The organism is Klebsiella sp. 141251, assembly GCF_050600725.1.
Classification (GTDB): Bacteria; Pseudomonadota; Gammaproteobacteria; order Enterobacterales; family Enterobacteriaceae; genus Klebsiella; species Klebsiella aerogenes.
The window spans coordinates 480553-495428 of sequence record NZ_JAQIRG010000003.1 but is presented as its reverse complement, the minus strand read 5'-3'; the positions used below and the strand labels follow the sequence as shown (position 1 = coordinate 495428).

Sequence of the window (14876 nt, the reverse complement as noted above, 5' to 3'; positions counted from 1 at the left end):
ATAGTGTTTTAATTATTAACAAATGGGTAGTATGCGAACTGCATTGTCCATGGACTATCTATGAATAAAAAAGAAGTAATCGCTGTCGTATTTACTGCAGCAATCGTCGGTGGTCATGAATTGATGACGATTGCTCATTTAAATAAATTTAGAAATAAAGGGTTTAGGTTTGCATGCTTTGTCCCTTCAGATAATATAGCGTTAAAAAAAATTCTCACTGATCATAATATTGCATATGAGAATCATGAAGTGTTACATAAAAAATTTGAAATACTTCATTCTACTTTTAATTATCCTTTTCGAAAAAAAGCTAAAGAACTACTAGTATCTCTGAAGGGGAAACATAAAACTATTATCATTGTGCAAGGTGATATTGAGTTAGGCTCTGTATTTGTTAATACTTCGAAGGCTGCGGGAGTCAAAAACTTAGTTAGTTATATACCTTATGCGCATAGTTTTCGTTTGATGGGAAGCAAGTTAGGGTGGTTAAAAGACATATTATCGAAATTTGTTTACAAGAAGTGCGAGAATTATATTACGATTAGTAAAGTTTTTGCCGAACAGATTTCCCTTAAAAACAAAAATGCCAAAGTTAGAGTATTACATAACTTTTCATCTAAGTTACCAATAGAATACATTAGAGGTAAGGGATATATCTATAAGAAAGATGAGGATAAGTTTACTATCTTAATGGCAGGACGAGTTTCATTTAGACAAAAAGGACAAGATATTCTATTTCAGGCGTTAAATTCTATTTCGACCTCTAAAGAAATAGTGCTTAAGGTTATTGGAGATGGTCCTGATCTTGAGAAGCTGAAAACTATAACAGGATGTTCACATAATAATATTAGAGTAAATTATTATGGCTGGCAGCCAAATGTATGGGAGTATAGCAAGGATGTTGATCTTATTACCTTGCCATCTCGGTTTGAAGGGGTGCCGCTTCTGATGCTAGAAGCAAAGCAAGCCAATATCCCGATTATCGCCCCTGCACGTGATGGAATGATTGATTTTCTTCCTCCCACAAATTTATATGAGCCAGGAAGTCGTGACTCTGAAGCTGCGGCGCTGGCTAAAAAGATCCAGACTATAATAAATAACCACTGAAATGTATCAAGGAATATATGAAAAACATTCTAATTGATGACCGATGGTCAGGTTCAGGCGGAATCGGAACATTTGCTGAAGAAATTAATAAAATAACAAATTATAAGAGTGCGGGTTTCACCGGCAAACCATTCAGCCCTGTTGATTGCATAAAAACATCGTTAAAGATGCTGAAGATGCGTGAGGGTATAGTTTTTTTTCCAGGCTATATTCCTCCATTATTTTCCAGAATACCATTTGTGTTTACAATCCATGATTTGAATCATTTGGAGCGTCCTGAAAATTCGAGTCTATTAAAAAAAATATTCTATAAGGTTGTTATAAAAAGAGGATGTCGAAAAGCTAAGTATATTTTTACTGTTTCCGAATTTTCTCGCCAAAAAATCATCCAATGGTCCGGGGTTCCTGCTGAAAAAGTTGTAAATGTAGGGAATGGAGTATCCAACGATTTTCGACCAAATGGACAAAAGAAAGATTTTGGATATCCTTATTATTTATGTGTCAGTAACAGGAAAAGTCATAAGAATGAGGTTGGAACAATTCAGGCGTTTGCCAGAGCAGATATCCCTAAAAACGTAAAACTTGTTTTTACTGGCAAGAAAACCGATGAGTTAGCGACTCTCATTGAAATCAATGAGCTTACTGATAGGGTTGTATTTACTGGTTTTGTCAAAACTGAAGAATTACCTGAGCTTTATCGTGGTGCAGAAGGATTGATTTTCGTCTCCTTCTATGAAGGATTTGGTCTCCCTGTTATTGAGGCAATGGCAAGTGGTATACCTGTAATTACCTCCAAAACAACCTCCCTCGGTGAGGTTGCTGGCGACGCAGCACTTGTAGTTGACCCTGAGAATATACAGCAAATAGCAACTGCAATATCTAAATTACATTCTGATATTGAACTTAAAACCCAACTCATTAGTAAAGGCTCAAAACAGGTCGGTAAATATTCCTGGAGTGCTACCGCAGAACTTGTTAATAAGTATCTAACAAGTAGTTGAGAGTATAGAAATCGTAAAACAAGAATGAAATTTTTCTGTGTTGACGATAATGTTGGTAAAAATGAGTGAAAAATACGCTACAAATAAAAAGATAGTTGCAAAGAACACATTCATGCTTTATGGCAGGATGTTACTAATAATGTTTGCAACTTTTTATACCTCACGCTTAGTTTTAAATGCGCTTGGGGTTTATGACTTTGGGCTTTACAGTGTTATTGGCAGTATTATCGTTTTATTTTCGTTCATTCAAAACGTATCAGCTTTGGCAACTCAAAGGTTCCTGTCAGTTGGTTTAGGTAGAAGGGACTTTTCCTGGACTAAAAGAGTCTTTTCGACAAGTATATTGGTCCATTTTATAATATGTGGCGCTGTTTTATTCCTCGCTGAAACAATTGGTTTATGGTTCTTAATCTATAAATTAAGAGTTCCTGTTGAGCGTATGACAGAAATATTTTGGGTGTACCAGTTGTCTGTCATATCTCTGCTTATTCAGATCATGCAAACACCATTTATCGCTGCGTTAATTGCAACTGAAAAGATGGATTTGTTTGCTAAGATAGGGATATTTGATGCTATTCAGCGTTGGGGCATGGTGTATTTATTTACCTTGTTCGAATTCGACTCGAAATTAATATGGTATGCTGCATTTTTGCTTTTTGGATATATATCAGTGTTTTTTGTCTATTTTGTTAGTTGCATTAAGAAAATAGATATATGTACTGTAAAGGTAAGTTTCAAAGAAAATAAAGAACTGCTCAAGGAAATACTATCCTTCTCGAGTTGGTCCATGATGGGCTCATTGAGTTTAGTCGGACTTTCTCAAGGTATTGCTCTCCTGACATATTTCTTTGTCGGAGTTGTGGCAAATGGTTCTGTTTGGTTAGCGGAGCAGGTGCTGATTGCCTTTAACCGTGTCATAGGTACTTTGCAAACCGCATTCAATCCTCAACTGATAAAGCAGCATTCAACTGGAAATCACGAAGAGGTTTCGTCTCTTCTATCTTTATCCTGCAAGTTGACTGGCTTTATCGTACTGATTGCAGCAGTACCCGCCTTTGTAGATGCGCCTTTTGTTATTAACTTATGGTTGAAACAAGTTCCAGAGCATTTGGTGGTGTTGGTAAGAATTGTCATACTGTATGTCATCATTGATTCTCTATCAGGACCTTTTGTTACCGTAGCATATGCAGTGGGAAAGTTGCGGAACTATCAGTTAATAGCATCATTAATAATGCTTTTAACTTTGGTATTAACATATGCTCTTTACTCTTTGGGTTTTGCATTGGTTGTGGCGGTGTCGAGTCGTATACTTTGTGCAGTTGCAATGCTTATGTTCAGAGTTTTGTATGTGGAAAAAGTAACTGGATTAAATAGTAAAATATTTTTCCTTAATATTTTTCCGCGCTTATTTTCTGTTTCTGTAATATCATTTGCAATTTCATTTTACATTAACACCGTACTTCCTGTAGGTTTTTTAGGATTACTGCTTCTAATCGCCTTAAACACAATCGCAGTGGCTATACTCTTTTTCTATTTGGTGCTAATTAGTTCAGAAAGAAAATATTTAACATCTTTAATAAAGAAAAAATTAGGTAGGAAATAACATGCAAGTAAACAATACTCAATATGGCGTCCTGACGTACGAAAGTGACATCTATGTCAAAAGAAACTGGATCAATCTTGGTGATTATGTACAAAGTACAGCAGCACGCCAGTTTTTACCTTGCGTGAATGAGTATATACCACGAGATCATATGAATACTTATAGTGGTAATAAAGTAAAAATGATCATGAATGCGTGGTATATGGATATACCAGAAAACTTTCCGCCATCTGAAGATATAACTCCTTTATATGTGTCAATCCATATTAACTCTACTATTGTAGATAAAATTTTCACACCTGCGAGTATTGAGCACTTTAAAAAACATGCGCCGATAGGTTGCCGTGATTTTTACACTCGTGATTTGCTGATCTCAAAAGGGATTGATGCATATTACTCAGGCTGTATGACACTTACGTTGGGGAATAAATATAAACGGGATAATGTTACTGATGATATTTATTTTATCGATGTGATGTATGACTCAATGTCATTACCAGAGTTAATGAGCCAACCATTACGTTTCGGAAAACGCTTGCTAAATGGTCGGGCATTTGAATTTAATCATAGAAGCAAAGTACTAAACCAGTTTTTTGATAGTGAATTACTCAAGCATGCTAAACATGAAAAACAGATCATTCCGTACCTTTCCGCTGACGAAGGTTTTAAATTAGCCGATGATTTTCTGAGGAAATTGGCTAATGCAAAACTGGTAGTAACCTCCAGGATTCATACTGCTCTTCCATGCCTGGCTATGGGCACTCCAGTTATTTTTGTAAATGGTGGTTTTAAAAATAAAGTTGATAACTGCCGTTTCGATGGATTATTTGACTTCTTTAATAGAATTGACGTCGATATGAATGCCAATGCGACTGCTAACTTCGAATTTGATGGTAAGAAAATAGGTATGAATACTATTATTAAAAATAAAACATTGCATGAACAATATGCTAATGAATTAGCGGATAAATGCAGAAGTTTTGTTGTGTAATTTTATTCTAAATGTCTCTTTATCGAACTGTAAATATATTAAATGAGGTTAAGTCATGATTCTCCCAGTGATAATGGCTGGAGGTACTGGTAGTCGTTTATGGCCGATGTCGCGAGAGCTATATCCAAAACAGTTTTTACGTTTACACGGCGAGCAATCAATGCTTCAGGAGACAATTACTCGCCTTAATGGTTTAGAGACTAAAGAACCTATTGTGATATGTAACGAACAACATCGTTTTTTAGTCGCAGAACAACTACGTCAAATCGAAAAGCTATCTAATAACATTATCCTTGAACCAATTGGACGTAATACGGCTCCAGCAATTGCACTTGCTGCATTACACGCAGTAGCACATGATGATGATGATCCATTGCTACTTGTTTTGGCCGCGGACCACGTTATTGAGAATAACGATGCTTTTCAAGCTGCAATCAACAGCGCTGTAGTTTATGCAAATCAAGGGAAGCTTGTAACGTTTGGTATTGTGCCTACTGGCCCTGAAACGGGATATGGTTATATCCAGCGTGGTAACGAAGAACATTTCGATAATCATATAGCTTATGATGTAAAACGTTTCGTTGAAAAACCTAACTTGCATACAGCACAAGAATATTTGGACAGCGGTGAATATTACTGGAATAGCGGTATGTTCATGTTTCGAGCAAGACGCTTTCTGCAAGAGTTGGATGAGTTCCGTCCAGATATTCTTAGCTCATGTAAAAAGGCAATGCAGACTGTGCATACCGATTCTTTACGTGATTTTATTCGTGTTGATAAAGATGCTTTTATTGCTTGCCCTGATGAGTCAGTTGATTATGCTGTAATGGAAAAAACGCAATCTGCATCTGTAGTACCACTGGATGCAGGTTGGAATGATGTTGGTTCATGGTCAGCACTGTGGGAAGTCAACGATAAGGATGGTCAAGGTAATTCACTATCCGGGGATGTTTTTGTTCATGATTCTTCTAACTGTTATATAAATAGCGAAGAACAACTAGTAGCTGCCGTTGGGGTTAACAATCTGGTAGTAGTCAGCACCAAAGATGCTGTGCTCGTTATAGATAAATCACAGGTGCAAGACGTTAAACGTGTAGTTGAACATCTTAAAATGACTTCGCGTAGAGAGTATAGGATCCACCGTGAATCCTATAGCCCTTGGGGGCATAGTGATAAAGTGGTTAATACAACTAAATATCACATTAACAAAGTTACAGTTAAACCGGGCGGTAAGTTTTCTTTGCAAATGCACCACCACCGGGCCGAGCACTGGATTATATTATCAGGAACAGCGAAGATTACCTTAAACGAACGTGAGTTTTTGCTTACTGAAAACCAATCAACATTTATTCCTGCTGGTTCGACTCATATGCTGGAAAATCCAGGGAAAATAGATCTTGAAATCCTTGAGATTCAATCTGGTTCATATTTAGGTGAAGATGATATTGTTCGTCTAAAAGATCATTATGGAATTTGATTAAACGGGGAAAATGATGGAATTATTAACCTGCTTTAAAGCGTATGACATTCGCGGCAAGTTAGGCTCGGAACTTACAGAGGACATCGCATACCGTATTGGTCGTGCATATGGTGAGTATCTTAAGCCTAAAAAAATGGTTGTCGGAGGCGATGTTAGACTAACTAGTGAATCCCTTAAACTTGCCCTTGCCAAAGGATTGCAGGATGCTGGTACTGATGTTTTAGACATTGGTTTATCGGGTACTGAGGAGATTTATTTTGCTACATCTTACCTCGGCGTTGATGGCGGAGTGGAAGTAACAGCCAGTCATAACCCAATTGATTATAATGGAATGAAACTCGTCCGCGAGAACTCAAAGCCAATCAGTGGTGATACTGGGCTAAGGGAGATCCAGCGTCTTGCCGAAGAGAATAATTTTGCTATAAATTCATCGCAGCCTAAAGGTAGTTATCAATCCATTTCTGTATTAGATGCATATATTGATAAGTTATTGAGCTATATCAATCTTCATAATATCAATAGAACGCTAAAATTAGTTGTTAACTCTGGTAATGGCGCCGCAGGTCATGTTATTGATGCCCTTGAGAAGCGCTTTATAAAACATAATGTTCCTGTTGAATTTATAAAGGTGCACCATGAACCCGATGGGACCTTCCCAAATGGTATACCAAATCCATTATTACCAGAGTGTAGAAAAGATACTACTGACGCTGTCATAAAAAATAATGCTGATATGGGAATTGCATTCGATGGTGATTTCGATCGATGCTTCCTGTTCGATAATATGGGTAACTTTATCGAAGGCTACTATATTGTTGGTCTTTTGGCTGACGCATTTCTTGAAAAGAATCCTGGTTCTCGTATTATTCATGACCCGCGTTTAAGCTGGAATACAATTGATATTGTAAAGAATGCTGGCGGCATTCCTGTGATGTCTAAAACAGGTCATGCTTTCATTAAAGAACGTATGCGTGCAGAAGATGCAATATACGGCGGCGAAATGAGTGCCCACCATTATTTCCGCGATTTTGCCTATTGCGATAGCGGAATGATCCCATGGCTCCTTGTCGCTGAGTTACTCTGTATCAAGGATAAAACGCTAAACCAATTAGTTAGTGCACGGATGCAAGCTTATCCTGCCTCTGGAGAAATCAACAGCTCCCTTAGCGATCCACAATCCTCGATCAAACGGGTTCTTGAGCGCTATCAGAATGAAGCTCTTGATATTAATTACACGGATGGTATAAGCCTTGAGTTTGCGGACTGGCGCTTCAATCTACGTAGTTCTAACACTGAGCCTGTCGTTCGCTTAAATGTGGAATCCAGAAGTGATGTTACTTTAATGAAAGAAAAAACTGCAGAGATTTTAGCCTTGTTAAGGGCTTAAATTTAAATTGCTAAAGGTGCTTTTCAAATCTGGAGCACCTTTATATTTTGCATGTTAAATTATAAATGTACGATGGATTTTTATGCGCGATTTAAATGTTGGTATTGTTGCTGATTGGTTTATTACTTATGCTGGTTCTGAAAAAGTAGTAGCGGAACTTATTAAATCATATCCAGAATCACACTTGTATTCTGTTGTGGATTTTCTTTCCTCTGAAAATAAAAAATACTTTCAGAATAAAGAAATAACCACAACATTCATTCAACGCCTCCCAAAAGCGAAGAAAAAATATCAAACATATCTTCCTTTAATGCCATTAGCGATTGAGCAACTTGATGTATCCAGCCATGATGTCATTCTTTCTAGCAGCCATGCTGTTGCTAAAGGGGTTTTGACGGGGCCCGATCAACTGCATATTAGTTATGTTCATTCCCCTATAAGATATGCATGGGATCTCCAGCATCAATATCTACGGGAAGCAGGTTTAGATCATGGAGTCAAAGGAATGATTGCAAAATTGATTTTGCATAAAATGCGCATGTGGGACTGCCGTACTGCAAATGGCGTTGATCATTTTATTGCTAACTCACAATTTATCGCGCGGCGGATTAAAAAAGTTTATGGGCGAGAGGCTGATGTCATTTATCCGCCTGTTGATGTCAATCGCTTTCTTCTGAATGAAGCTAAAGAAGATTATTACTTTACCGCATCACGCCTTGTTCCATATAAGCGTATTGATTTGATAGTTGAGGCTTTCAGTCACATGCCAAACCGTAAACTTGTTGTTGTTGGTGATGGGCCGGAAATGCAAAAGATAAAGTCTAAAGCCACGTCTAACATTGAAATCCTGGGTTATCAATCAAATGAAGTCATGCAAGAACATATGAGAAATGCTAAAGCATTTGTTTTTGCGGCAGAAGAAGATTTTGGAATTACTCCTGTTGAAGCGCAGTCTTGTGGGACGCCTGTTATTGCGTTTGGCAAAGGTGGTTCACTTGAAACAGTAAGACCATTTGGTGTAGATAATCCAACAGGTATCCTTTTTGACAAACAGGATATAGGTTCTGTCATTGATGCTGTCCAAAAGTTTGAAACTATGCAGGATCAAATTCTTCCTAATGATTGTCGTGCTCATGCGCTAAAATTTTCAACCGAGCGGTTTAATCAGGAAATTTCTGAATACGTCAATTCTAAATATTGTGAATTTGTGGAAAACAAAAAAATTATCTATTAATAAATGAATAAAAACTAAGCAATTTTGTGCCACTTGGCTTTTGTTGCGGTAATGGTATTAAAAGGCAGAATTAAAACCAATAATTTTCAATGGGTTATGACTGCCATTCTTAATTTGTGAACATTTTTACACTATACGTCATACAGGCTTTGAGCTAATATAAACATCACATTTGAACTGCGAACTTGTCGCAGTGACCACACCAGACAGGAGTAAGTAATGTCCAAGCAACAGATTGGGGTTGTTGGTATGGCGGTGATGGGCCGAAACCTTGCGCTCAACATCGAAAGTCGTGGCTATACCGTCTCTGTTTTCAATCGCTCCCGTGAAAAGACTGAAGAAGTTATTGCTGAGAATCCAGGCAAAAAATTAGTCCCTTATTTCACAGTGAAAGAGTTTGTTGAATCTCTGGAAACCCCTCGACGCATCCTGTTGATGGTTAAAGCCGGTGCCGGCACTGATAGTGCTATTGAATCTCTTAAGCCATACCTGGAAAAAGGCGACATCATTATTGATGGGGGTAATACTTTCTTCCAGGATACTATCCGTCGTAATCGTGAACTCTCTGCTGAAGGGTTCAATTTTATCGGGACAGGGGTATCCGGCGGAGAAGAAGGTGCGTTGAAAGGCCCTTCAATTATGCCGGGTGGTCAAAAAGAAGCTTATGAACTTGTTGCGCCAATTCTTAAACAAATTGCTGCTGTTGCGGAAGACGGTGAACCTTGCGTAACTTACATCGGAGCTGATGGGGCTGGCCATTATGTTAAGATGGTTCATAATGGTATCGAATACGGTGATATGCAACTTATCGCTGAAGCCTATGCATTGTTGAAAGGTGGTTTAAATCTTTCTAACGACGAATTGGCGGAAACTTTCACCAAATGGAATGAAGGTGAGCTAAGCAGTTATCTTATTGATATTACAAAAGATATCTTCACCAGGAAAGATGAAGAAGGTAACTATCTGGTAGATGTTATTCTTGATGAAGCCGCGAATAAAGGCACCGGTAAGTGGACAAGCCAAAGTTCTCTCGATTTAGGCGAACCTTTGTCCCTTATTACGGAATCAGTTTTCGCTCGTTATATCTCGTCCCTAAAAGAGCAGCGTGTTGCAGCGTCTAAAGTCTTGACGGGCCCACAGGCTAAACTTGCCGGTGATAAAACTGCATTTATCGAGAAAGTCCGTAGAGCATTATATTTAGGTAAGATTGTTTCTTACGCCCAAGGTTTTTCTCAGTTGCGAGCTGCCTCGAATGAGTATCATTGGGATCTCAACTACGGTGAAATTGCTAAAATTTTCCGTGCAGGGTGCATCATTCGTGCTCAGTTCCTTCAGAAGATCACCGATGCTTATAATCAGGATGATAAAATAGCCAATCTGTTATTAGCCCCATACTTTAAACAGATCGCTGATGATTACCAGCAGGCATTACGTGATGTCGTAGCTTATGCGGTGCAAAATGGGATCCCTGTTCCGACATTCTCAGCTGCTATTGCTTATTATGACAGCTATCGCTCTGCTGTTTTGCCAGCGAACCTAATTCAAGCTCAGCGCGATTACTTCGGCGCACATACTTATAAGCGCACTGACAAAGACGGTGTGTTCCATACTGAATGGATTAACTAAGTTAGTAAAGATTTGCTTTCTAAGCCCTGTTTTTACAGGGCTTTTTTTTATCTATATCTGTTTAGATATTATATTTTGTTCGAAAATGGTTTTTTTCAATTTATAATCCTGTCATAATGAGTGTCTTATAATAATAAACCTCAAGTAGGTCGCTAATGATTTATGTTAATGGTCGTTTTCTTACTCAAAAACTTACCGGTGTGCAGCGATTTGCTTATGAAATGACTCTTCGGTTATCGAAATTGAGACATAATGTTGTGGTCTTGGTACCCAATATCTCCGCCATTGATAAAAGCTATAACATTTCAGGTTTTAATATTAAAGAAATCTCAGGGGGTAGAGGCCATTTCTGGGAACAATTCACATTACCTCTTTTTTTAAAAAAACATAAAGATTGCATGCTAATCAACTTATGCAACACTGGTCCTTTGCTTTTCAAAAGGCAGATTATTACGCAACACGATATTACTTATATTCGTTACCCAGAAAGCTTTTCATTTGGCTTCAGATGGTTATATTCATTATTAACCCCTATTTTACTAAAGAACTCTAAATTAATAGTGACGGTTAGTGATTTTTCTAAAAGTGAGCTAGTAAATTATTATAATTGTGATGCCAGTAAGATTCATATCATTCCGAATGCTGTGAGTAATAATTTTTTTAAACCACATGACAGTATGGTTAAGACTAATGAGATTCGTGGATGCGACTACTTCCTGACTGTATCTTCGGTTAATCATCATAAAAATATTCATGGTCTTATTGAAACTATACTATCTGCAGATTTAAATATAAATTTGAAGATAATAGGTGACAGGAACACAGTGTTTAATTGTGTAAATATAAAAACTAATGATCCAAGAATTGATTTTTTAGGGCGTGTATCTGATGATGAACTTATTTCATTATATAAAGGTGCAAAAGCTTTTATATTTCCATCCTTTTATGAAGGATTTGGTATACCCCCACTGGAAGCTCAATCATGCTCTTGCCCAGTTATTTCTTCAAATAGAGCTTCCCTTAAAGAGACCTTAGGTGATAGTGCATTGTACTTTGATCCAGACTCAAAATATGAGCTTATCAAAGCTATCATAAAATTAAACAACAGCGTTGAAGACCGTAACTTGTTGATTAGAAAAGGTAAAGAAAATGTGCAGAGATACTCCTGGGAACGTTCCGCTGAAACACTGAATATGCTTATTACTAAAGTTGAATAGCTTATTCACTATACACTCTCGAGTGTGTTACACGTTATTCATTGTCAACAAAGTTGCTTTATTAATAATGGTGTTAATTATTTCAGTTAATTAACATTTTACCCGCCTTGACTTGCTCTGACCTCAATTAGGCTACATCTGCTAAGCCTGCATTTACTACACCATCCTCTGGCCCTATCCTCAAAAAATTCCGCAATTCTGTTAACATGTAAAATACCCTTGTTATAAGTGGTGGTATTTGTTGTTTCTAATTTGAATTTATCCTTCTTGCGTTTTCCCCTACTGAATTTAGTGGGGGGAGGGAAGCTCTGGTTTTAATTTATAGCTGTATAACTTATGGAAACTATTCGTGATTTATTTTTTTATTCGGGCGTGTTGACGGTGTGATTTTTTTAGACTTTTCTTATTAAGGGGAAGGTGCATCTATGCTGATGCAAACGCTTCCAATGTACTCCCAATAACTCTGGGCCTGGATTGCTCCTGATACGAAATTTTGAGGATTCTTAAATGGTTACTCAAGTGCTACTCACACAAAAAGCAGTTGCAGCTATACAATTTGCAATTCTTGGGAAAAACACCTATACGACGGCTTCCACCTATGATGCCGTAGCAGGCCAGTTTCGTACGGGGGCGATTAGCCAAGAACAATATATTTCTAACCTGTTAGCATCCACAGCGGGTCAGACTTTGTATTCTGGCAAAACTGACCTTGAGATAGTTAAACTTGTCTATGCGTCCATTTGGGGAAGTACCCCAGCAGATAGTGTCGCCCAAACCTTTTTAACAGGCTCAAATTTAAATGCTGCACTTAATAATGTAATTAATGGCGTTCTTAATTATACAGGATTCGATTCTGCGACGCTAACTGCACAAAATAGCTTTGATAATGCACTGAATAAAGTCATGTACAAAGACTATGGCTCAGCGAACTGGAATACATGGAGCGTTGCTTTAAGTAGCAAGGAGCAAGTCGAAGCTGCGTACATTTCTTTAGTTGGCCGTTCAGTTGATATGGGTGGGCTTGGCGACTGGACTAATTATCTCGCCACCGGTGGGAATACATATAGTTCATTACTGACAAAATTAATCGCATCTTCCGAGTTTCAAAGCAAGGGATCTAACTTAACTGGTGATGCCTTTATCACACATGTTTATCAAGGAATTTACGGCGTCGCGCCTAGCGCAGCGGTTTTAGCGCAATACAGCGCTCTTGGTACCAATAAGGCAACCATTACTCAGGCAATCATTAACGATTTACGCGGTTCTACGGCTACAGATGCGGCAACTGTAACCAATCAGCATGCTTTTGAATACCAGATTGGCACCGGGCTACTTTATAAAACCAGCGCAGTCCTCAGCGCCAGCGCCGCAGGCGGCAACGCGACAGGTACTGTTAACACTAATGCCAGCCATCAGCTCACCAATGCTGAAACTGCGGTTCTGACTAACGCGCAACTCAATGCTAACGTGGCGAGCACCGTTAACCTCAAATTCGCGGATCATTTGGCTAATCTCACCATTAATGGTTCAAGCGCAGCCACTGTTAACCTGTCCGATAATGGGGTAAACCCTGGAGTGGACATCGTTGTTAACAACGGCAGCGTGATCCTCAATGCCAGTTCCGGCGCTGATGATGTTCTTGTGAGTAACCTTGTTAATATGACTACCGCCACGGCTAAGTTTAACCTCGGAACGGGTAACGATACGCTGAAATGGGCTGGTAACTCTACTGGCGGGGCAAATACGGTGAGCACATCTGTCACCGCTGATGGTGGAGCTGGGATTGATACCATTTCGGCTAACTTTATTACGAAAAATGTCGTTATGGGTGGGACTATTCTAAACAGAACTGCGGTCATCACTTCTAACTCCGCGCAATTTAGTAACTTCGAAAAGCTGGATCTTGCTGGCTATGTAGGGCAGGCAACTGTTAGTTCTGGATCTACTGCGCAGGCCCATACATTTGACTTTGGCGTATTAACGGGTAATGCAACCACCGAATCGAGTTTGACTGGTACTCTTGGGACAAATATCACCCAGGCTGGAACTTCAACAGTCGGCTCACAAGGATTTGTGCTATCGGGTCTGGCAAGTAACGTCCATGTGATTAATGCTGCAGGTGGCAATTCCGCGCAACTTGAAGTCACAGGTAACGCGACTGCGGCAAGTAGTGTCGATATTACATTCCGACAGGATATCACGGATCACTTTAATGTTAATTTTACAGCAACCAGTAATAGCGATATTAATGCGGGAGCACTGGCCCTTAATAGCAGTAATTCGCTACTTGGTACCGCATTGACAACATTGAATATTGGTTCTGGTGGTACAGGCAGCTTTGCAAACAGCATTGCGCTGGCGGGAACCAATAGTCAAGTACAGACAATTAATGTTACTGGAGACCATTTGCTTAATCTGACGGTAGGCACAGGTTACGGCAACCTGGAGACTATCAATGCTTCAGCAAATTCCGCAGGATTGAATTTGGATGCTAATGTGGGGGGAACTGGTAAAGGGATCCTTTATCAACTCCTTACCATTCTTCCCGCAGCAGGCGTGACAACAACGATTATTAATCTGTTGGGGTTAGGTGGCGGGCATAACTTATCGGTTCAAGGAACTAGCGTTACGGACACCTTTAAGGTTCTCGGTAACACCATTGTTTCAGGTGGTGACGGCGCGAACCTTTACCAGTTGAAAGCGAGCACCGTCAACTCTGGTGTGACTATTTCAGATTTTAATAGTGGTAAAGATAGCATTTTTGACACCGCCTCAGGTCTGACTATTAACAATGATGTCACGCATACCCAGGTAGCTGATTATGGTGTACGTACGACTGATGTCGTTGACTCGTTATTAGGTACATTGGTTGGTGGTGTGGTTGGCGGCGTTGTCGGTCTGTTAGGTCAAATCCTTGGTATCGGTGGTAGTGGGGACCTCACTGCGAAAGTTGGTGTGGCGTCAGTCATCTGGACTGATAACTCTCATGAAGCCAGTAACTATTTGATCATTGATAACAACAACGACCATACCCTGGATGCGAACGATACAGTAGTGTATCTCAACGGGCAAACCCATCAGCAGTTGGTTGATACTTTGCACTACGCTTAAGTAGCGTGATGTGATGGATGTTTTATAAAGAAAGGGGGAGGTCACTCTTCCCCTTTTTATTGTGATCTCTGTCGTGCTTTTATTAACATTAATTTTCGTATGGATTTAAAAATATTTTT

The 14876-nt window shown here is 39.0% G+C and carries 10 protein-coding genes; all 10 read left to right on the top strand.

Annotated elements, in window-relative coordinates; translation table 11 throughout:
- Window positions 1-60: 60 nt before the first annotated feature.
- Complete coding sequence (locus PGR09_RS10100) at window positions 61-1107, top strand: glycosyltransferase (RefSeq protein ID WP_315711201.1); 1047 nt, start codon at window positions 61-63, stop codon at window positions 1105-1107.
- A gap of 17 nt (window positions 1108-1124) precedes the next feature.
- Window positions 1125-2108: a glycosyltransferase family 4 protein gene (locus PGR09_RS10095; protein ID WP_315711200.1), complete on the top strand. Its 984-nt coding sequence runs from the start codon at window positions 1125-1127 to the stop codon at window positions 2106-2108.
- A gap of 61 nt (window positions 2109-2169) precedes the next feature.
- Window positions 2170-3711, top strand: coding sequence for a membrane protein (locus tag PGR09_RS10090; RefSeq protein WP_047056503.1), 1542 nt, complete (start codon window positions 2170-2172; stop codon window positions 3709-3711).
- 1 nt (window position 3712) lies between these two features.
- Complete coding sequence (locus tag PGR09_RS10085) at window positions 3713-4702, top strand: polysaccharide pyruvyl transferase family protein (protein ID WP_047078094.1); 990 nt, start codon at window positions 3713-3715, stop codon at window positions 4700-4702.
- A gap of 55 nt (window positions 4703-4757) precedes the next feature.
- The gene (locus tag PGR09_RS10080; RefSeq protein ID WP_047046485.1) at window positions 4758-6179 is read left to right on the top strand and encodes a mannose-1-phosphate guanylyltransferase/mannose-6-phosphate isomerase; all 1422 of its coding nucleotides are present in this window, start codon (window positions 4758-4760) and stop codon (window positions 6177-6179) included.
- Window positions 6180-6195: 16 nt separating this feature from the next.
- Entirely contained in the window at window positions 6196-7569 is a 1374-nt protein-coding gene (gene cpsG / locus PGR09_RS10075; RefSeq protein WP_152691906.1) for a phosphomannomutase CpsG, read from the top strand.
- Window positions 7570-7651: 82 nt separating this feature from the next.
- Window positions 7652-8803 carry a glycosyltransferase family 4 protein gene (locus PGR09_RS10070; RefSeq protein ID WP_315711199.1) on the top strand — a complete coding sequence of 384 codons (1152 nt, stop codon included), beginning with the start codon at window positions 7652-7654 and terminating at the stop codon, window positions 8801-8803.
- A gap of 219 nt (window positions 8804-9022) precedes the next feature.
- Complete coding sequence (gndA, locus tag PGR09_RS10065; RefSeq protein ID WP_045391829.1) at window positions 9023-10429, top strand: NADP-dependent phosphogluconate dehydrogenase; 1407 nt, start codon at window positions 9023-9025, stop codon at window positions 10427-10429.
- A 155-nt stretch (window positions 10430-10584) separates the two neighbouring features.
- Window positions 10585-11646: a glycosyltransferase family 4 protein gene (locus PGR09_RS10060; protein ID WP_315711197.1), complete on the top strand. Its 1062-nt coding sequence runs from the start codon at window positions 10585-10587 to the stop codon at window positions 11644-11646.
- A 507-nt stretch (window positions 11647-12153) separates the two neighbouring features.
- Entirely contained in the window at window positions 12154-14757 is a 2604-nt protein-coding gene (locus PGR09_RS10055) for a beta strand repeat-containing protein (protein WP_315711196.1), read from the top strand.
- Window positions 14758-14876: the final 119 nt, after the last annotated feature.